We start from the raw sequence: 20,792 nt of genomic DNA on the forward strand, positions 1-20,792 counted from the left end.
ATGGATGACATTAATGTAAGATACTCTGATGTAGATTTACAGGAGTTTAAAGAAATTATTTTAAAAAAAATTAAGCATGCTGAAGAAGATTTATTATTGATAGAATCTTCTTACAAAAATGGTTCTGACAATGGTACAGAAGATACTTCTCCGACTTTTAAATCATTTGAAGAAGGATCGGATACCATGGCAAAAGAAGCAAATATGCAATTGGCAATCCGTCAAGAAAAGTTTCTTCGCGATTTGAAAAATGCTTTAATTCGTATTCAAAATAAAACATACGGTATCTGTAGAGTTACAGGGAAATTAATTCAAAAAGAACGCTTAAAGTTAGTGCCGCACGCTACTTTAAGTATTGATGCAAAACGCAAACAATAAGTACTACAATTATAATAGAAAAAGCTGTTTAGTGCTGTTCTGGTATTAAACAGCTTTTTTAATTAAATATTTTATTAAAATAATGCCCCCAAAAAAACAGAAGATTAAAAGTGCTATAAATTTTATTTATATGCCTTTTATATTAGCATGCTTATGTATTACAAGCAATAGCTTTAGCCAAACAGATTTAGATTCCGATAACGATGGTATTTTAGATTCCGAAGAATGTGGATTTACTATTTGTGCTCAACCAATTATAAATGGTAGTTTTGAGAATCCTGCTAAATCAGTATCTACCTACAATTTTATTAAAGAAAATCAGGTTCCTGGTTGGGAAACAACTGCTTCAGATAATTTTATTGAAATTTGGCGTGGTCCTCTGGAAGGCGTAAATGCTGCAGAAGGAAATCAATTTGCTGAGTTAAATGCTAATGAAGAATCAACATTATTTCAAAAATTATGTTTAACTCCAGGTACTAAAGTATCTTGGTCTGTTAAACATAGAGGTAGAATGGGTACAGATGTTGCAGCTGTTAAAATAGGTGCTTCATTAAGTACTTTAATACTACAAGAAACCATGTCCGACGGTAAATCAGCTTGGGGTACTTATGGTGGTGAATATACAGTGCCTTCAAATCAAACAGAAACGATATTTGCTTTTAAATCGATATCAAGTACAGGGAATGATAAATCTATTGGTAATTTAATTGATGATGTTCAAATTATCGTGCTTTCAAGCCCACCTTGTAGAGATACAGATGGTGATGGAATACCAAATAATTTAGATTTAGATTCTGATGGCGATGGTTGTTTTGATGTTCTTGAAGCAGGTTTTTCAGACCCCGATAATGACGGTGTTTTAGGAACAGGAACACCCGTAGAAGATGCCAATGGTTTGGTAACATCTGCATCCGATGGTTATACAAAACCTGCTAATTTAGATAATAATAATGTTAATGATTATCTGCAAGATGTACCTGTTATTGTTTTTAATAAAAAACTTAAAAACACTAGTGTTAAAATTGGTGAAACCGCAAGTTTTAGCTTTGTAACGAATATCAATCAAGTGAATATTCAATGGCAAGTAAGTGAAGATAATGGCAGTTCATGGAATACTTTAACAGATGATTTAACCTATTCAGGAACCAATACAACTCATTTATCAATAGCAAATGTAGTGCCAAGTTTTTCAGGGAATTTATACAGTGTACTTGTAAGTCCTAAGGCTAATATTTGTGCGAAACCCAATATATCAAAAGCTAAATTATTGGTAGCTTTACTGATAAAACCCATAACAATACCTGATGGTTTTTCACCAAATAACGATGGTATAAATGATACTTTTAGTATTAAAAATTTAGACATCTATTTAAACCATAGTTTAGAGATATTTAATAGATATGGATATCTAGTTTTTAAAGGAACTATAAATTCAAGCCCTTGGGATGGTACCGATACCAAAGGAAACACATTACCTAGTGGAGTTTATTTTTATCGAATAGAACTTAATGAACCTGATAGTGAATTATTGCAAGGACGCATACATTTACGAAAATAAGTACTAGAACTTCAATATAATTTCAATACAACTTTACGACAAACCATGACTAAGAAATTATTTTTCATAATATTCTGTTGGGCAAGTTTTGCTATGGCACAACAGCGACCTCAATTTTCACATTACATGTATAATTTAAGTATGTTAAACCCAGCATATTCGAATGTTGATAAAAGCGTTGTTGAATTTGGTGCTTTTTACCGAAATCAATGGAGCGGAATAACAGGTTCCCCTAAAACAGGACTTCTTTTTGGGCATGGAGCCTTAAATAAAAATTTAGAAGGAGGATTTTCTATTTTATATGATAATATCGGAAACGACATACAAACGGTTAATGCAACTGTTGATTTATCGTATGTTGTTAGATTGAAAAAAGATATAAGCCTTTCTACAGGAGTAAAAACAGGGTTTTCATCTTATAACGGAGTTTTTAATAACTTAACATTAGCATCAGGTTTAGCAAGTACCGACCCTTTATTTAAGGAAAATGTTAGTATGATTGATTTTGTTTTTGGTGCAGGGGTATTTTTGTTTTCTAAGAAATTTTATGTCGGTATATCAAGTCCTAATTTAATTAAAAGTAAACTTTATGACAATACTTTACAAAGTAACAGTAGTTTAGAAAATCATTACTATGGAACTGCAGGCTATGTATATGAAGTTCATGCTGATTTAAAAGTAAAACCATCTATTTTAGTTACTTATTTGCAAAATTCAGCACCGTCTATTGATGTGGCAACAAATGTGCTAATTAATCAAAAGTTCGAACTAGGTGTAGGTTATAATTTTAGTAATACGTTAAATGCCCTAGTTAAAATTAGTGTTTCAGAAAACGTAGCTTTAGGATACTCTTACGGTAAAATGTTTAATAGTTTAGGCAGTTTAAGTAATGGATCTCATGAGTTTTTTATATTGTACAACTTAAAAAAAACAAGAGGAAATCGCTGTTATTATGACCGTTTCTTTTAAAGCAAAATGAATAAAGCTTGTTAATTAGCTGATAATATGCTTATTTTTGTTGCTATTAAATTTAAAAAATGTCTAAAAAAAATATTGCAATACTGACCATCATTTTGGCAATTTTAATTGACCAAATTAGTAAAATATATATCAAAACAAACTTTCAATTAGGGGAGGAAGTAGTTGTTTTTAGTGATTGGTTTAAAATCCATTTTACTGAAAATAATGGTATGGCTTGGGGTTTTGAATTTGGTGGTAAGGCAGGGAAATTATTTTTAACGCTTTTTAGAGTTGTTGCGGTTTCTGGTATTGGATATTGGTTGTGGCAAACAATACAGCGAAAAACACATACAGCAGTTATCATTGCGATTGCCTTAATTTTGGCAGGAGCAGTAGGGAATATTATTGATTCTGTTTTTTATGGAGTTATTTTTGATAGTTCATATCATAATGTAGCCACGTTATTTTCTGATAAACCGTATGGTGAATTGTTTCATGGTAAAGTAGTGGATATGCTTTATTTTCCGATGTATCAAGGTGAGAATTTTACTTTTTTCAATGCTATTTTTAACGGTGCCGATGCGTGGATTAGTATTGGCGTTGCGTTGTTATTTTTATTTAATAAAGAAGCGTTTCCTAAAGAAGAAAAATAAGCGTGAAATTAGACTATTTGTTATATATTTATAGGAAAATATAATAAAAAAAGATGATGCGTTTCTTTAAATATTTGGCTGTTTTTTTACTCGGTTTTTTGGTTGCTAAACTTTGGTACGAGAAAAAACAAGAAGAAAAACAGCAACATGAAGAAGTTCAAGTCGTTTTAAACAGTATTCAAAACATACGTAAATTAGTAGTTTCACAAGGAACTTTTTCTGAAATGTATCATTTTTCAGATACCAAAAAATATTTTTACGACTATCTTTCTTTTGAAAAAAAAGCAATTCTATCGGTAAATGCAAAAGTGGAGGTTGGGTATGATTTATCAAAATTAGACATCGAAATAGACAGTCTTGCAAAGCAAATTATCATCCATAAAATACCAAAACAAGAATTGGTTATTTCTCCTGATATCAAATATTTTGATATGCAACAAAGTCAATTTAATACTTTTTCAAAGGAAGAATTGAATAACCTGAGTGCCAAAGCAATTGAGAATATCAAAACAACAATTACGGTTTCGGAGTTAGAGAAAAAAGCAAAAGATAGATTATTTGAAGAGTTATCAAAAATCTATCAATTATCTAAAATTTATCAGTGGAAAGTGGTCGATAAAACGAACTCAAAAACATCAAACAATACGTTATTTGAAAATTAAATTTAAAAAACAAAAAATTAATTCGGTAATTTATCACTTAATAATCCATAGATAAAAGCGCCTAAAACAGCTCCGAATAAGACTACAATAATAGGGAATATTCCGTGTCCAATAAGTACAAAAATAGGACCAGGACACGCGCCAGCTAACGCCCAACCTAAGCCAAAAATTGTCCCACCAACAAGGGTTCTTATCATTCCTTTTTTCTTTTGTTCTATATTTATTTGATTTCCTAAATAATCTTTAATTGTTCCTTTTTTGAAGAAATACATAAAAATCATAGAAACTGCCACTGCCGAACCGATAATTCCGTACATATGGAAGGATTGAAACTTAAACATTTCATAGATTCTGTACCAAGAAATAGCTTCGGATTTTGTCATTATTATTCCAAATAAAATACCGATTAGCAAAAATTTTATATTTTTCATGATGTTTTTTTAAGATTTATAAACTTCCAAAAATTAACGGAAAAAATACCCAAGTCATTAATAAACCGCCTATAAAAAATCCGATAACGGCAACTAATGAGGGTAATTGTAAACTGCTTAAACCTGTAATTGCATGTCCAGAAGTACATCCACCAGCGTACCGAGTTCCAAATCCAATGAAAACTCCAGCGATTAATAAGATTGAAAATCCTTTAAAAGTTAGCATATTTTCAAGGCTAAAAATTTCTGAAGGAACAAACGAATTCCCAGCATTTACAAAGCCTAAATCGGCTAATTCTTGTACGGTTTTTGGGTTTAAATCGATACTTTTTTCTGCGGATAAATAATTAATCGCGATAAAACCACCAATAATTAATCCGACTAAAAAAGTAAGTGCCCAGTCACGTTGTTTCCAATCTTTTTTAAAATAATCGGAAATTTTTCCTGCACCAGCAATCGTACACATGGTTTCTAAGTTTCTAGATACGCCAAAACTTTTCCCAAAATAAAAAAATAAAAACAGTACCAAAGCGATTAAAGGACCTGAAATATACCAAGTCCAAGGTTGTAAAATAATATTCATTATAAGGTTTTTTTGATGTAATCGAGTATTTTTTTGGTAGCACCCGTATGCTCCAAAATATATTGCTGATTGATATTTGCAAAGGTAGTTCTTAAATCGGCATTATTTTTTAAAGTACTTACAATATTGGTAAATTCTTGCTGATTAACGACTGTTTTAACGCCTCCTAATTGTAATAAATCCGTTGCTTCTTGAAACTTTTTGTATTTATTTCCGCCAAAAATAATAGGCACACCAAAAGTGGCAGGTTCTAAAATATTATGAAGTCCTGTAGCCAATCCACCGCCAACGTAAGCAACATCAGCATAAGAATAAATTTTGGTCAATAAACCGATAGTATCAATAATAAAAACTTGATTTTCTGCTAAATTTCCTGCGTATTTTTTGTGGTCTTTTTCGGAATATAAAACCGTTTTTTTATAGATTGATTTTTGTAATTCTTTTATTTGATTTTGATTGATATTATGCGGTGCGATGATAAATTTTTCATCAGAAGAAGCCTGATTATTTATATAATTTACTAACAGTTTTTCGTCTTCTTTCCAAGTACTTCCTGCAACTAGGGTATAAGTATCATTTTTAAAATCAGCGATAAAATCAAGTGAATTATCTTGTTTTAAAATATCGTGAACTCTATCGAATCGGGTATCTCCAGCGATGGTTGTATTTTTAAAACCGATGCTTGAAAGTAGTTCTTTAGAGCTTTCATTTTGAAGATAAAAATGATGAAAGGCTGTTAATTTATCACGCATAAAACTGCCGTATCTTTTAAAAAATACTTGTTTTTCTCTAAAGATTCCTGAAATTAAAATGGTATTAATTTGTTGTTTTTTTACTTCGGATAAAAGATTTGGCCAAAACTCATATTTTATAATAATGGCTATTTCTGGATGTATTTTATCAATAAATTTTTTAACATTCGATTTTGTATCAAAAGGTAAATAACAAACAACATCGGCTAAATTATAATTTTTTCTGATTTCATATCCCGAAGGAGAAAAAAAAGTAACCACTATTTTATGATTTTTATAGTCTTCTTTTAAGGCTTCAATAATGGGTCTTCCTTGTTCAAATTCGCCTAGAGAAGCGGCGTGAAACCAAATAATCTTATCTGATTGTTGGATGTTTTCTAATTTAGAAAATGTTTGTTTTCGTCCATCAACAAAAAGTTTTATTTTTTTATTGAATAACGCAACAATAGGCAATAATAACGATGCTACAAAAAGCAATAAATTATAAAGAAAATTCATAGGGCAAATTTATGAAATAAAAAATCAGTGAGTTTCCCCACTGATTTTTATGTATTTATGTTGATGTTTTATTATTTCATTTTAAAATCTTCCATAAATTTTGTGGTGTAATTACCCGCAATATAATCAGGATGATCCATTAATTGTCTATGAAAAGGAATGGTTGTTTTTACGCCTTCGATAATGTATTCATCTAAGGCACGTTTCATTTTATTGATTGCTTCTTCACGAGTTTGTGCGGTAACAATCAATTTTGAAATCATTGAATCGTAGTTTGGTGGAATCATATATCCTGCATACACGTGCGTATCAATACGAACTCCATGACCTCCTGGGGCATGATATGAGGTTATTTTTCCAGGTGCAGGTCTAAATCCATTATAAGGATCTTCTGCATTAATTCTACATTCGATAGAGTGTAATTGAGGATAGTAATTTTTACCAGAAATTGGCACTCCTGCTGCCACTAAAATTTGTTCACGAATTAAATCGTAATTAACAACTTCTTCAGTAATAGGGTGTTCTACTTGAATACGCGTGTTCATCTCCATAAAGAAGAAATTACGATGTTTATCAACTAAAAACTCTACTGTTCCAGCACCTTCGTACTTAATAAATTCAGCAGCTTTTACAGCAGCTTTTCCCATTTTATCACGTAAATCATCGGTCATAAACGGCGAAGGAGTTTCTTCGGTTAATTTTTGATGACGACGTTGTACCGAACAATCTCTTTCAGATAAATGACATGCTTTTCCGTAAGAATCTCCAATAATTTGAATTTCGATATGGCGAGGCTCTTCAATAAGCTTTTCCATATACATATCATCATTACCAAAGGCAGCTTTTGATTCTTGACGTGCAGAATCCCACGCATCTTTTAAATCTTCCGCTTTCCAAACAGCACGCATTCCTTTTCCACCACCACCTGCAGATGCTTTTAACATTACAGGATACCCAGTTTCTAAGGCCGTTTTTTCACAATCTTCAAAATTTTCAATAACACCTTCACTTCCAGGTACACAAGGTACACCGGCAGCAATCATGGTTGATTTAGCATTGGCTTTATCACCCATTCTGTCAATCATTTCGGGAGAAGCACCAATGAATTTTACATCATGTTCTTCACAAAGTTTAGAGAATTTAGCATTTTCTGATAAAAACCCATATCCTGGATGAATGGCGTCTGCGTTGGTAATTTCTGCGGCAGCAATAATACGATCCATTTTCAAGTAAGATTCGCTACTAGCGGCTGGTCCTATACAAACGGCTTCATCAGCAAATCTTACATGTAAACTTTCGGCATCAGCTTTTGAATAAACAGCTACAGTTTTGATGCCCATTTCTTTACAGGTTCTAATTACACGTAGTGCAATTTCTCCTCTATTGGCAATTAATATCTTTTTAAACATACGTTCTAAAAATTTTAAAACTCCAAATAATAAATTTTTTATTATTTGGAGTTATATGTAAATTAAGATGGATCGACTAAAAATAATGGTTGATCAAATTCTACAGGTGTAGAATCATCTACTAATACTTTAATGATTTTACCTGAAATTTCAGATTCAATTTCATTAAATAATTTCATTGCTTCAATAACACAAACAGTATCACCTACTTTTATTTCGGTACCAACTTCTGCGAAGTTTGGTTTATCTGGTGATGGTTTTCTATAAAAAGTTCCAATAATTGGCGACTTAACAGTAATGTATTTTGCATCTACTTCTTCGGTAGTTGGCATATTATTGGCAGGTGCAGCTGCAGTAAAAGGTGCTTGCATTTGTGGTGCGATACCCATTTGTGGTGCAGCCTGAATAATAGTAGTTTCAGGAGTTTCGCTTCCAGTTTTAATGGTGATTTTGATATCTTCCATTTCTAACTTTACTTCACTAGCGCCAGATTTAGCTACAAATTTTATAAGACTTTGAATTTCTTTAATATCCATATTCCTAATTTTAGTTGTTTGGTTTTTTATGAATTGTATGCCCATTTTAAATAGATAGCTCCCCATGTGAAGCCTCCACCGAATGCGGCAAAAATTAAATTATTTCCTTTTTTCAGATCTTTTTCATAATCAGCAAGCAATAGGGGTAGGGTCGCTGAAGTGGTATTTCCATATTTATGGATATTTACCATTACTTTTTCAGCATCTAAACCGACTCTATTTGCGGTTGCTTCAATAATTCTGTTATTTGCTTGATGTGGTACTAACCAATCGACATCATCTTTAGTAAGATTATTTCTGGTAAGCATTTTTTCAGAAACATCTGCCATGCTAGAAACGGCGTATTTGAATACGGTTCTACCTTCTTGAGTTATAAAATGTTGTCCATTTTTAATGCTTTCTTCGGATGCTGGAGTAATAGAACCTCCTGCGTGAATTTTCAAGAAATTTCTTCCAATTCCGTCACTTCTTAAATATTCGTCTTGTAATCCTAGTCCTTCTGTATTTGGTTCAAATAATGCTGCACCAGCGCCATCACCAAAAATAATACAGGTTGCTCTATCAGTATAATCGATTACTGATGACATTTTATCGGCACCGATTAACAATACTTTTTTGTAACGACCACTTTCTATATAGCTTGCAGCGGTAGACATTCCGAATAAAAAGCTAGAACAAGCGGCTTGTAAATCATAAGAAAAAGCGTTTACAGCTCCTATTTCGGTAGCAGTATATGCTGCGGTAGAGGCAACTAACATGTCAGGAGTTGCGGTTGCTACAATAACCAAGTCAATTTCTTTCGGATCGATATTTGATTTTTCTAGTAAATTTTGTGCCGCTTTAATTGCCATGTAAGAAGTTCCTACGCCTTCTTCTTTTTTGAGTATTCTTCGTTCTTTGATACCTGTTCTAGTAGTAATCCATTCATCATTGGTATCTACCATTGATTCAAGTTCCTTATTTGTTAAGGCGTATTTAGGAACAAATTTTCCTACTGCGGAAATCGCTGCAGTTATTTTAGTCATAATTGTTTGTTTTGATGTAAAACTAGTTTTCAAAAGTAATGAAAAATAGTTGACACTTTTTAAGATAAAACATCTAAAATAGCTTTTTTTCACAAAAAAGCACAAAAAAACCCTCGAAAGGAGGGTTTTTTTATTTTGTAAAAACTACTTTTTTAAGCTTCAAGACCTGCTTTTTCTAAAACAACTTGACCTCTGTAATATAATTTTCCTTCATGCCAGTGAGCTCTGTGGTATAAATGAGCTTCTCCAGTTGTAGGATCAACAGCTATTTGAGGTACAGAAGCTTTATAATGAGTTCTTCTTTTATCTCTTCTAGTTTTCGATATTTTTCTCTTTGGATGTGCCATTATGTTTTATTTATCTGTTAGTAAATCCTTTAATTTATCCCATCTTGGGTCTGTTGAAGTTTGTTCAACATTTTTTGGTTCTCGTATTCTTAATTTGTTTAATCTCTCTAAAGCTTCCGATTTCATAGTTCCATTTAATACATCAGGATGTACTCTTCTGTTAGGAACTGACAATACGATTAACTCATATATATATTGTGCGACATTCATTTGATACATTTCATGTGGAAGTATCAAAATTTCATCGTGTTCATCATTATATTCTTGCCCGAATTGAACGACTAAATCTAAAACACCATCAATTTTTAAATCAAATAGCTCGCCAGTGCTATCACAAGGTACGTTTACCGTTCCATTTATTGTAAATTCAAGTTCAAAAAGTGTACTTTTTTTTACAAAATTGAGCGTAGCGGTTATGTTTGCGTCGTTAAATTCATCAAACTTAAATGCTTCAAAGAACTTTTTGTCAATTTGATAGGTAAACAAATGACTTCCTTCTTTCAAACCTACAAAAGGTATATTGAATTCTTTTATGTCTTTCATCTATAAGATCAATTTGAGCTTGCAAAGATATAAAAAATGTTTATATTTTTATATTTTACCGAAAAAAAAATACTATTTTACTTTTATCTTATTTTGAGGTTCATTTGATCTTCAAATAAAATAATTTTTAGCGTGTTTTTAGCGTATTTTCTGTTAGCGTTTCATATTGTTTTCTGCTCTTAAATATTTGTAATGAGGTAAATAAAGCTTCTTTGAATGATGATGGGTTTGCGTTGTTTTTACCAGCAATATCAAAACCTGTACCGTGATCTGGTGAGGTTCTTACTTTATTTAATCCAGCGGTAAAGTTTACACCATTGCCAAATGATAAGGCTTTAAAAGGCGCTAATCCTTGGTCGTGATACATGGCTAAAACACCGTCAAATTTTTTGTAAGTTTCAGAGCCAAAAAAGCCATCGGCGGCATACGGACCAAAAACTAATTTACCTGTTTCTTTAATTTCAGCAATTGTTGGGCGTATAATTACGTCATCTTCATCGCCTATAATTCCGTGATCTCCACAATGTGGGTTCAGCCCTAAAATAGCAATTTTTGGTTTAGTAATGCTAAAATCTTGCTTTAAAGAGTGGTACATAATGTCCACTTTTTCTTTAATCAATGCTGGTGTAATACTTTCTGAAACTTTAGAAATCGGGATATGCCCCGTAATTAAACCGACTCTTAGCGTGTCGCTCATTAAAATCATTAAACTTTTTCCTTCTAAATTTTCTTCTAAATATTCGGTATGTCCTGGAAAGTTAAATTCTTCCGATTGAATATTTTCTTTGCTAATCGGTGCGGTTAGCAACACATCAATTTGATTATTTTTTAAAGCATTCGTGGCTGCTTCTAATGATTTATACGCATATTTACCACCGATTTCAGTACTTTTACCCAATTCAATTTTAACTTCCTCGCTCCAAGAGTTCATTAAATTGATTTTAGTATCCGCAATTTTATCGAGCGAATTAATCCCGAATATCGTATTGTGTAATTTTAAATTTTTCTTGTGATATGAAATTAATCTATTAGAAGCGAAAATTACGGGCGTGCAAAAATCAAGCATTCGTTTGTCTTCAAAAGTTTTTAAAATAATTTCGATACCAATTCCGTTTATATCTCCAACTGAAATTCCAACAATAATTTTGCTTGTAGTCTTATCCATCGTCATTTTTCGTCCGTGTTTTTATGGTTTTTTTTGTCTGTAAAGTTGTATTTTTGATACAAACAAAAGTAACTAAAAGTAACTAAAAACGTAGAGAATGTTTACAGGAATAATTGAAACCCTTGGAATTGTAACAAAAGTAGTACCTGAAAAAGAGAATTTACACCTTACTATTTCAAGTGATATCACCAACGAATTAAAAATTGACCAAAGTGTAGCGCATAACGGCGTTTGTTTAACGGTGGTTGCTATTGATAATAAGGAATATACCGTTACGGCAATTAAAGAAACACTTGATAAAACGACAATTGGAAGTTTAGCGGTTGCTGATGAAATTAACTTAGAAAGAGCTATGAAATTAGGGGCTCGTTTAGATGGTCATATCGTGCAAGGTCATGTTGATAAAACAGGAATTTGTAAAAATATCAAAGATGAAAATGGAAGTACCGTTTTTACTTTTTCGTATGATTTTGATGCAAGTGCGATCACTATTGAAAAAGGTTCGATTACCATAAACGGCGTAAGTTTAACCGTTGTAAATTCACAAAAAGATGAATTTAGTGTTGCAATTATTCCGTATACTTTAGAACATACGAATTTTAAAAACTTCAAAATAGGCACAAAAGTAAACCTAGAATTTGATGTAATCGGTAAATATGTAGCACGTTTGACACAGTTTAATTAGGATATTTTTAAAAGGATAATAAAATAGAAAACCTCATATTCAATTAAGAGCCTGTTTAAATTTCATCTGAAAAAAATATATAACAGAAAAATAAGGAATCGAATCCGTCAAACTGAATTTATTTCAGTTTCACATCCTGATTTTCTGTGTTTTTTAGCTTTTTTTGATGATTCTTGTCAATTCGAGTGATTTTAATGACTAAAAGGAATTAAAATTGTATCGAGAATTTCAATTCTTTTATATTGATAAATTTCATGCTAAAAAAGTTCTCGATACAATTTTTTTGAAGGAAAAAAATCACTCGAACTGACAGTTTCTTTAATTTTTAAACAGGCTCTAAATAGAATTTAAAATTACTTTAAAAAAATGATGTACAATTATTATATCTAATTTTGTTTTTATAAAACAACAAAATTACTGACACATTTACTGACACATTAAATATTCCAAACAAGAAAAAACCTCATAATCAGTTAAGATTGTGAGGTTTAAACGTGGTCCCACCTGGACTCGAACCAGGGACCACCTGATTATGAGTCAGGTGCTCTAACCAACTGAGCTATAGGACCGGTTAATTAGGATTGCAAAAATAACATCTTTTTTTAAATAAAAAAGTTTTTTTTAAACTTTTCTACTCATTAAATTTTTACCAAACATAAGAAGTCCGTCTTTTGCTTGTTGACTAATCTTTAAATAAGCAAGGCTCTCAAACGACTTATTCGTGTAATATTCAATAAGTTGATGCGTGTATTCAGGAATGTTATTTCTGGTGAAAATAGCCGAAACAGTTGCTACTTTTTCAATGTTATTTTCCGTATTATTTTTTTGTTTTTTACTATAAAATTGTAGTAATTTTTCTTTATCCGAAGTATTTGAAACTTCTAATGCCTTTAAATAAAGAAAGGTTTTTTTATTTTCCATAATATCACCACCAACTTGCTTTCCGAAATTTTCAGGATTTCCATAAGTATCCAAATAATCATCTTGCAATTGAAAAGCAATACCTAAATTTAATCCGTAATTATATAAATGTTGGGCTTGTTCTTCACTCGCATCAGCCACAATAGCTCCCATTTTTAAAGCAGCAGCTACTAAAACAGACGTTTTTAGCGTTATCATTTTAATATATTCTGCAATAGTAACGTCGTTTCTGGTTTCAAAATCAACATCTAATTGTTGCCCGTCGCAAACTTCTAAAGCTGTTTTGCTGAATAATTTTGCTAATTTTTGAAAAACAATCGGTTCGTAGTTTTCGAAATATTGATACGCCAAAATTAACATCGCATCACCAGATAAAATTCCCGTATTAATATCCCACTTTTCATGAACTGTTTTATGCCCTCTTCTTAAAGGAGCATCGTCCATAATATCATCGTGAACCAACGTGAAATTATGAAAAACTTCAACCGCTAATGCAGCTGGCATGGCTTTTTTATAATCTCCAGAAAAAATATCCGAAGCCATAAGTGTTAGCATTGGACGAATCCTTTTCCCCCCGATTTGAAGAATGTAATCGATTGGTTCATAGAGGTTTTTAGGCTCTTTTACTAGTTTTTTAGTACGTAAATACGATAAAAAGTCTGATTGATATTTTAGTATGTCCAAATCTTAAATTTTTTGTAAAAATAAGATAAACAATAATTCTAGCTCTAAACGAATGTTAAAAAATAATTAAAACGAAGGAAACTTTTATTGTTTTTAAAGTTTCCTGTTTTATATTTGCAAACTATTATGAGCAGTATGAGAGATAAAATTTTAAATAAAACAGGAGAATTATTTTTAAATCTAGGGTTTAAAAGTGTAACAATGGATGATATTGCAAGTGAATTAGGAATATCAAAAAAAACATTATATAAATATTTTTCAAGTAAAGCGATACTTGTTGAAGCAAGTGCTTCTAGACTTCATCTTTCTGTAAGTCAGGAAATTAATCGCATAAAAAAACAAGGATATAACGCCATTGAAGAAGAATTTGCAGTAAAAGCAATCTTTAAAGAAATGTTTAAAAATGCGAAAACTTCGCCGATGTATCAATTAAAAAAATATTATCCTGAAACATATTCTAATTTAGTAGCACGAGAAGTTTGTATCTTTAAAAACTGTAATATTGATAACCTCACAAAAGGTATTGCACAAGGATTTTATCGACCAAATATAAATATAGAATTTGCCGTTAACTTCTATTTTACCTTGATTTTTGGCGTTTTTGAAACCGAAATCTATGGAAATCAAACGCAAGAATTAATGAAAGTAGAATATGAAATTTTAGAATATCATATAAGAGCAATCGCCACCGAAAAAGGATTGAAAGAACTAGAAAAACAAGTAAATAGTATCAATAAAAATCATCAATAAAATCATCTATCAAAAAAAAAAAATAACCATGAAAAAATACCTGTCTAGTGTATTTATAATCTTTTGCTCAGGTTTTCTGTTTGCTCAAGAACAACTTAATTTATCAATGCAAGAAGCCATTGAATATGCTATTAAAAATAATTATCAAAATAAAATAGCCGTAAATAATATCAAGGCCGCTAAACAACGAAAATGGGAAACAACAACGATCGGGTTGCCACAAATTGATGGAAATGTCGATTATCAAAATTGGCTCAAACAACAAGTTTCATTGCTCCCCGCAGAAATTACAGGAGGAGAAAAAGGCGGTTTCATACCCGTTAAATTTGGTACGAAACAAACTGTAAATGCCAATGTTACAGTATCACAATTAATTTTTGATGGCTCTTATATTGTTGGTTTACAATCAGCTAAAACATATTTGAAAATATCGGAACAAGCCAAAGAAAAAACCGAACTAACTACAAGAGAAGCCGTCATTAATTCCTACGGAAATATATTAGTCGTTGAAAAAATGCTCGGAATTTTAGAACGAAATAAAAAGGTCGTTCAACAAAATTTATATGAAACTCAAAAAATATACGACAACGGTTTAACCGAATTAGAAGACGTAGAACAACTACAAATAACGCTCGGAACAATTGAAAATAATTACAGAAATACTAAAAGAATGAAAAGCATTGCGTATCAAATGCTAAATATTTCTTTAGGAAATACGGTAAATCATCCTATCAAAATAACCGATTCATTAGATAATTTGGTCGTTGCAAATACCGACTTAAATTTGCTGACAAAAATTTTTAATGTCGATAAACATATCGATTTTAAAATGGCAGAAAATGAAAAAGTAAGTAAAGAATTGTTAATGAAACTCGAACAAAGTAAAGCATTACCAACCTTATCTGCCTTTGTAAATTACGGTGCAAATGCCAATGCTGATGATTTTAATTTTACAAATACATCCCAAAAATGGTTCGATTATTCCATGTTAGGTGTAAAATTAAAAGTGCCTATTTTTAGTAGTTTCGGAAGACACGCCAAAACAGCAAGAGCAAAAATTGAACTCGAAAGCGCTCAAATTAAAACAAATCAAATTAAAGAACAACTAAAATTACAAGCAAAAACCGCTAAAAGTAATTATCAATTAAGTATCGAAAGTTTTCAAACTGCCACTAAAAATTTAGCCCTAGCACAAAGAATCGAAAAAAAACAACAAATTAAGTTTTTTGAAGGAATCTCTTCTAGTTTTGAATTATCACAAGCACAAAATCAACTATACACACAACAAAATAATTATGTGCAATCGATGCTAAAAGTTATCACCCAAAAAGCACAGCTAGAAAACGCATTAAATATTCCCGTAAAATAAAAAACATCTAAAATAAAAAAATATAAAAAATAAAAATGAAAAAAATATACTCACTAATCGCAATAACACTACTGTTAGCTTCCTGTTCAGGAAATAAAAAACACTCCCTAGAAAAAGTGTTAGCGTCCAATGATTTAACTAAAATTCGTGCCAAAAAAACAACCTTAAATAGCGAAATTCAAAAATTATCAGAAAGCATTAAAGCATTAGATGCTAAAATTGCAACGCTAGATACTTCTAAAAAAGTACCATTAATTACTGTCGTATCAGCAAATAAAACGGTTTTTAATCATTATTTAGAATTACAAGGAGATGTAAAAACAAAACAAAATGTACTCATATATCCTGAAATGGCAGGGCAATTAGTCCAAATTTATGTTAAAGAAGGACAATCGGTAGTAAAAGGACAAGCATTAGCCAAAATTGATGACGCCGGTTTATCGAATAAATTAGCGCAAATTGAAATTCAAACAGCATTAGCAAAAACAACGTATGAACGTCAAGAACGTTTGTGGAATCAGAAAATTGGCTCGGAAATTCAATTCCTACAAGCAAAAACAACTTTCGAAGCTCAAAAAAATGCCGTAACGCAACTTAAAAAACAACTCGGAAAATCAATCATAAAAGCACCGTTTTCAGGTATTATTGATGACGTAATTAAAGAACAAGGCGTAATTGTTGCTCCTGGTGCAAAATCAGAAATCTTTAGAATTGTAAATCTTTCTAAAATGTATATCGAAACTGCCGTGCCTGAAAGTTATATCAGTACCATTAAAAAAGGTAAAAATGTTGAAATCGAATTTCCAGTATTGGGCGAAAAAATGACTTCAACAGTACGTCAGGCAGGAAATTTTATCAATCCTGCAAATCGTACTTTTAATGTCGAGGTTGCCGTGGATAATAAAGCGAAAAATATCAAACCAAACCTAACTGCAAAACTGAAAATTAACGATTATACCAATAATGAAGCCTTGCTAATTCCACAAAGTATCATTTCTGAAAACGCTAAAGGCGAGCAATATCTTTATGTCGTTACAGATTTAAAAGAAGAATCAAGACAAAATTCAAAAGAGCTATTAGGTACAGCCAAACAAATAATTATTACCACAGGAAAAACACAAGGTGATGTCGTGGAAGTTTTAAAAGGTATCAAAACTGGCGATAAAATTATTATGGAAGGAGCGCGTAGTGTGCAAAATGGACAACAAGTTCAGATTTTAAATTAATTCATCAATAAAAATAGAATTATGTCTGAAAAAAATAAAAAAAAGAAACACGTAGATAAAGAATTTGCATTATCATCGTGGGCAATCAATAATAAAACCACTATTTATGTGATGATGGCAATTATCCTATATGCAGGAATTGCCGCATTTATAGATATGCCACGAGAAAATTTCCCAGAAATAAAAGATACTAAAATTTATGTTAGTTCTATTTATCCAGGAAATACCGCCGAAGATATTGAGAAATTAATCACAGATCCGTTAGAAGATAGATTAAAATCAGTTAGTAATATGACTGAAATTACATCAACTTCACAAGAAGATGTGTCGATGATTACCGTTGAATTTGACGATAAAATTACCATCGAAGAAGCAAAACAAAAAGTAAAAGATGAAATTGATGAAGAAGTTTCATCCGAAGATTGGCCGACTTTTAACGGAGCAAAAGTATCTCCCAATGTTTTTGAATTAAATATATCAGAAGAAACACCAATTCTAAATATCAATATTTCTGGAGATTATACCGTTCGTCAATTAAAAGAATTTGCCGAAATTCTACAAGATGAAATAGAAGATTTATCCGAAATAAAAAAAGCATCTATTCGAGGAGCAGAAGATAAAGAAGTAGAAGTTGCCGTAGATATTTATAAAATGATGGCCGCTAAAATTAGCTTTAATGATATTCTTCAAGCCATTCAATCCGGAAATGTAACCATGTCAGCAGGAAATATCATCACCAGCGGACAACGTAGAACATTGCGTATTTTAGGAGAAGTTAATTCACCTAAAGAATTGGAAAATTTTGTGGTGAAATCAGAAAAAGGAAATTCGATTTATCTAAAAGATGTTGCCACAGTGTCTTTTAAAGATAAAGATAAAACCACCTACGCTCGTGAATTTGGTCAGCAAGTAGTGATGCTAGACGTTAAAAAAAGAGCAGGAGAAAATATGGTAACCGCTACCGAAAAAATTAGAGAAATTGTAGCACATACCCAACAACAAATTTTTCCTAAAAATTTAAAAGTTACCATTGCCAATGACCAATCTTCAAAAACTATTGGTCAAGTTGATGATTTAGTAAATAATATTATTTTCGGAGTGCTTTTAGTAGTACTTGTCTTGATGTTTTTCTTAGGATTTAAAAACTCGTTATTTGTAGGTTTTGCGATTCCGATGTCGATGTTTATGTCTTTAATGATTTTACATTTAATGGGCTACACCATGAATACCATGATTTTATTCGGATTAATTATGGGACTCGGAATGCTCGTTGATAACGGTATTGTGGTCGTTGAAAACGTATATCGTTTGATGGATGAAGAAGGAATGTCGCGCTTGGAAGCGGCAAAAATGGGAATCGGAGAAATTGCTTTTCCAATTATAATATCGACAGCGACTACCGTAGCGGCATTTATTCCCTTAGGAATGTGGCCAGGAACAATGGGACAATTCATGATTTATTTTCCAATTACTTTATCGGTAGTTTTAGGATCATCATTATTTGTGGCCATCTTTTTTAATTCGGTAATGGTATCACAATTTATGAGTACCGATGATAAAGCAATGCCTTTAAGAAAGATTATTCGCATTACATTAGTGCTTGGTATACTCGGAATTTTAATTGTAATTTTTGGAGGAGCAATTCGACCCTTAGGAACCTTATTGATTTTTGCTGCCATCAATTTTTGGATATATCGTTACGCATTACGCCCGATGGCAAATGCTTTTCAAAATAAAATATTGCCTTACTGGGAACGCTTTTACGAAAGAACAATTCGTGGTTCTTTAAAAGGATGGAGACCTTACGGAATCACCGTAGTAACCATTATTTTGCTCTTTGTCGCATTTATCGGTTTTGGAGCTTCTGTAAAAAGTAAGCGAACTAAAATTGAGTTTTTTCCTGATAATACACCCAATAAAATTGTGGTTTATGTTGAATATCCGCAAGGAACAGATATTGAAAAAACAAATGCTATCATGAAAAATTTAGAAACACGAGTTTCTAAAGTATTAAATGAAGATATGTATATGGATATGGACGGAACCCATAATTTTATGGTGGAAAGTTCGATTGCACAAGTAGGAGCAGGGTCTGGAAATCCACAAACTGATGGCGGTTCAGTTGCTGAAATGCCACATCGTGGAAAAATTGTCGCTTCCATGCGAGAATATAAATATCGAAAAGGACGCGATAGTAAAGTGCTTAAAAAGAAAGTAACAGACGCTTTAACAGGGATTTATCCTGGGTTATCAATTTCCGTAGAAAAAGATCCCGTAGGACCTCCTGCAGGATATCCAATTAATATCGAACTAGAAGGAAATGATTATGATGCTTTAATCGTTACTGCCGAGAAAATGCGTGATTTTATCAATACAAAATCAATTCCTGGAATCGCAGAACTCAAAATCGATGTTAATAAATCAAAACCAACCATGTTAATTGATGTCGATAGAAAAAAAGCAGGAGAACTAAAAATAAGTACTTCCCAAATTGGGAAACAATTACGTACATCTATCTTTGGAACAAAAGCAGGAATCTATAAAGAAGATGGTGATGATTATGATATTTATGTTCGTTTTAATAAAGAAAATCGTTACAACTCAAGTGCGATTTTCAATCAAACCATTACTTTTAAAGATATGGCAACAGGCGAACTTAAATCGATACCTGTTTCCGCAGTGGCAAAACAGCGTAATACTTCAGGATTTAGTGCCATTAAACACAAAAATGTAAAACGTGTAGTTACGGTATATTCTGCCCTAGCTCCTGGTTATACTGATGCTTCCGCGATTGTTGATAAAATTCAAAATGAAATGAAATCATTTCCAGAATTGCCAAAAACAATAAAAGTTGATTATACAGGGCAAATTGAAGAACAAAACAAACAAATGAGTTTCTTAATGGGCGCTTTTTTCTCTGGATTAGGATTAATTTTCTTGATTTTGATTTTCCAATTTAATTCGGTGTCAAAACCTGGAATTATTATGTTGGCAATCTTTTTAAGTTTGATTGGTGTTTTTGGAGGAATTGTAGCATCAGGTTCGTCATTTGTAATTATGATGACCATGATGGGAATTATTTCCTTAGCAGGAATTGTGGTAAATAATGGTGTTGTATTGTTGGATTATACTCAATTATTAATTGATAGAGAAAAATCGGCACGTAACTTAGAGGAAGATGAATTTTTAGAAGTTTTCGTATTAAACGAAGCCATTGTAAAGGGAGGAAAAGCACGTTTACGTCCTGTATTATTAACGGCAATTACCACTATTTTAGGATTAATTCCATTAGCAACAGGATTAAATATTAATTTTTTCACCTTATTAACAGAGTTAAATCCGCACATATATGTTGGAGGAGATAACGTAATTTTCTGGGGTCCATTAGCCTGGACGGTAATTTATGGATTATTAATTGCTACTTTTTTAACCTTAATTGCAGTGCCAATTTTATTCTTTTTAATCACGAAGTTCAAAATGTGGTTGAAAACAAAAATGTAGTATTTTAATTTTTTAAATGATTATTTAAGAATCATAAAATTAAAGAAAATTAAGAGTTAAAGAGAGTTAAGAGTTAAAGAGAGTTGGAAATATAATTTTTCAACTCTCTTTTTTTAGGTATTATTTTAATGTTATTTTGAATTTTAATATTTTGTG

20 protein-coding genes and 1 tRNA gene are annotated in these 20,792 nt (G+C 31.6%); 10 read left to right on the plus strand and 11 right to left on the minus strand.

All coding sequences use genetic code 11. From position 1 onward, the window contains the following. The 5 genes from L0U72_RS04375 (at position 1) to L0U72_RS04395 (ending at position 4,211) form a co-directional block, all read left to right on the plus strand. The gene (locus L0U72_RS04375) at positions 1 to 378 is read left to right on the plus strand and encodes a TraR/DksA family transcriptional regulator (RefSeq protein WP_101917793.1); all 378 of its coding nucleotides are present in this window, start codon (positions 1 to 3) and stop codon (positions 376 to 378) included. Between the two features lie 130 nt (positions 379 to 508). Continuing rightward, the gene (locus L0U72_RS04380) at positions 509 to 1,936 is read left to right on the plus strand and encodes a gliding motility-associated C-terminal domain-containing protein (protein ID WP_233898519.1); all 1,428 of its coding nucleotides are present in this window, start codon (positions 509 to 511) and stop codon (positions 1,934 to 1,936) included. Between the two features lie 45 nt (positions 1,937 to 1,981). After that, positions 1,982 to 2,905, plus strand: a complete 924-nt coding sequence (locus L0U72_RS04385) for a PorP/SprF family type IX secretion system membrane protein (protein ID WP_233884617.1) — start codon at positions 1,982 to 1,984, stop codon at positions 2,903 to 2,905. Between the two features lie 68 nt (positions 2,906 to 2,973). Next, on the plus strand, positions 2,974 to 3,549 hold the full coding sequence (locus L0U72_RS04390) for a lipoprotein signal peptidase (RefSeq protein ID WP_233884616.1): 576 nt from the start codon (positions 2,974 to 2,976) through the stop codon (positions 3,547 to 3,549). Between the two features lie 53 nt (positions 3,550 to 3,602). Next, the gene (locus L0U72_RS04395) at positions 3,603 to 4,211 is read left to right on the plus strand and encodes a DUF4230 domain-containing protein (protein WP_101917789.1); all 609 of its coding nucleotides are present in this window, start codon (positions 3,603 to 3,605) and stop codon (positions 4,209 to 4,211) included. Between the two features lie 17 nt (positions 4,212 to 4,228). Here the strand turns inward: L0U72_RS04395 and L0U72_RS04400 are convergent, their stop codons facing one another. The 9 genes from L0U72_RS04400 to pdxA all read right to left on the minus strand — a co-directional run bounded on the left by L0U72_RS04400 (position 4,229) and on the right by pdxA (position 11,500). Beyond that, positions 4,229 to 4,642 carry a DUF6691 family protein gene (locus L0U72_RS04400; protein WP_101917788.1) on the minus strand — a complete coding sequence of 138 codons (414 nt, stop codon included), beginning with the start codon at positions 4,640 to 4,642 and terminating at the stop codon, positions 4,229 to 4,231. A 16-nt stretch (positions 4,643 to 4,658) separates the two neighbouring features. Then, on the minus strand, positions 4,659 to 5,225 hold the full coding sequence (locus L0U72_RS04405) for a YeeE/YedE family protein (RefSeq protein ID WP_101917787.1): 567 nt from the start codon (positions 5,223 to 5,225) through the stop codon (positions 4,659 to 4,661). Further along, positions 5,225 to 6,475 carry a 3-deoxy-D-manno-octulosonic acid transferase gene (locus L0U72_RS04410; protein WP_233898520.1) on the minus strand — a complete coding sequence of 417 codons (1,251 nt, stop codon included), beginning with the start codon at positions 6,473 to 6,475 and terminating at the stop codon, positions 5,225 to 5,227. The genes L0U72_RS04405 and L0U72_RS04410 overlap by 1 nt, the downstream gene beginning before the upstream one ends. Positions 6,476 to 6,546: 71 nt before the next feature. Further along, on the minus strand, positions 6,547 to 7,884 hold the full coding sequence (gene accC, locus L0U72_RS04415) for an acetyl-CoA carboxylase biotin carboxylase subunit (RefSeq protein WP_101917785.1): 1,338 nt from the start codon (positions 7,882 to 7,884) through the stop codon (positions 6,547 to 6,549). Between the two features lie 62 nt (positions 7,885 to 7,946). Then, positions 7,947 to 8,420, minus strand: coding sequence for an acetyl-CoA carboxylase biotin carboxyl carrier protein (accB, locus tag L0U72_RS04420; protein WP_101917784.1), 474 nt, complete (start codon positions 8,418 to 8,420; stop codon positions 7,947 to 7,949). Between the two features lie 26 nt (positions 8,421 to 8,446). Then, a complete protein-coding gene (locus L0U72_RS04425; protein WP_101917783.1) occupies positions 8,447 to 9,445 on the minus strand; it encodes a beta-ketoacyl-ACP synthase III in 999 nt (332 codons plus the stop codon). Between the two features lie 152 nt (positions 9,446 to 9,597). Beyond that, a complete protein-coding gene (gene rpmF, locus L0U72_RS04430) occupies positions 9,598 to 9,792 on the minus strand; it encodes a 50S ribosomal protein L32 (protein ID WP_101917782.1) in 195 nt (64 codons plus the stop codon). 6 nt (positions 9,793 to 9,798) lie between these two features. Continuing rightward, positions 9,799 to 10,335, minus strand: a complete 537-nt coding sequence (locus L0U72_RS04435) for a YceD family protein (RefSeq protein WP_193700362.1) — start codon at positions 10,333 to 10,335, stop codon at positions 9,799 to 9,801. A gap of 127 nt (positions 10,336 to 10,462) precedes the next feature. Beyond that, a complete protein-coding gene (pdxA, locus tag L0U72_RS04440) occupies positions 10,463 to 11,500 on the minus strand; it encodes a 4-hydroxythreonine-4-phosphate dehydrogenase PdxA (protein WP_233884611.1) in 1,038 nt (345 codons plus the stop codon). Between the two features lie 97 nt (positions 11,501 to 11,597). On the opposite strand from pdxA, the gene L0U72_RS04445 reads away from it, so the two are divergent. Beyond that, positions 11,598 to 12,185, plus strand: coding sequence for a riboflavin synthase (locus L0U72_RS04445; RefSeq protein ID WP_101917780.1), 588 nt, complete (start codon positions 11,598 to 11,600; stop codon positions 12,183 to 12,185). Positions 12,186 to 12,680: 495 nt separating this feature from the next. Here the strand turns inward: L0U72_RS04445 and L0U72_RS04450 are convergent. Together L0U72_RS04450 and L0U72_RS04455 are read right to left on the minus strand one after the other, a co-directional pair. Then, a tRNA-Ile gene (locus L0U72_RS04450) sits at positions 12,681 to 12,754 on the minus strand. Positions 12,755 to 12,806: 52 nt separating this feature from the next. Further along, positions 12,807 to 13,790 carry a polyprenyl synthetase family protein gene (locus L0U72_RS04455; protein WP_233898521.1) on the minus strand — a complete coding sequence of 328 codons (984 nt, stop codon included), beginning with the start codon at positions 13,788 to 13,790 and terminating at the stop codon, positions 12,807 to 12,809. Positions 13,791 to 13,925: 135 nt separating this feature from the next. Between L0U72_RS04455 and L0U72_RS04460 the strand changes: the two genes are divergently transcribed. From L0U72_RS04460 to L0U72_RS04475, 4 genes are read left to right on the plus strand one after another with little or no spacing between them, the layout of a single operon-like run. After that, positions 13,926 to 14,540: a TetR/AcrR family transcriptional regulator gene (locus L0U72_RS04460; protein WP_233884606.1), complete on the plus strand. Its 615-nt coding sequence runs from the start codon at positions 13,926 to 13,928 to the stop codon at positions 14,538 to 14,540. Positions 14,541 to 14,568: 28 nt separating this feature from the next. Then, positions 14,569 to 15,909 carry a TolC family protein gene (locus L0U72_RS04465; RefSeq protein ID WP_101917777.1) on the plus strand — a complete coding sequence of 447 codons (1,341 nt, stop codon included), beginning with the start codon at positions 14,569 to 14,571 and terminating at the stop codon, positions 15,907 to 15,909. A 35-nt stretch (positions 15,910 to 15,944) separates the two neighbouring features. After that, complete coding sequence (locus tag L0U72_RS04470; RefSeq protein WP_101917776.1) at positions 15,945 to 17,135, plus strand: efflux RND transporter periplasmic adaptor subunit; 1,191 nt, start codon at positions 15,945 to 15,947, stop codon at positions 17,133 to 17,135. Positions 17,136 to 17,156: 21 nt separating this feature from the next. Continuing rightward, positions 17,157 to 20,636: an efflux RND transporter permease subunit gene (locus L0U72_RS04475; RefSeq protein ID WP_233898522.1), complete on the plus strand. Its 3,480-nt coding sequence runs from the start codon at positions 17,157 to 17,159 to the stop codon at positions 20,634 to 20,636. Positions 20,637 to 20,792: the final 156 nt, after the last annotated feature.

This window comes from Tenacibaculum piscium (assembly GCF_021390755.1).
GTDB lineage: Bacteria > Bacteroidota > Bacteroidia > Flavobacteriales > Flavobacteriaceae > Polaribacter > Polaribacter piscius.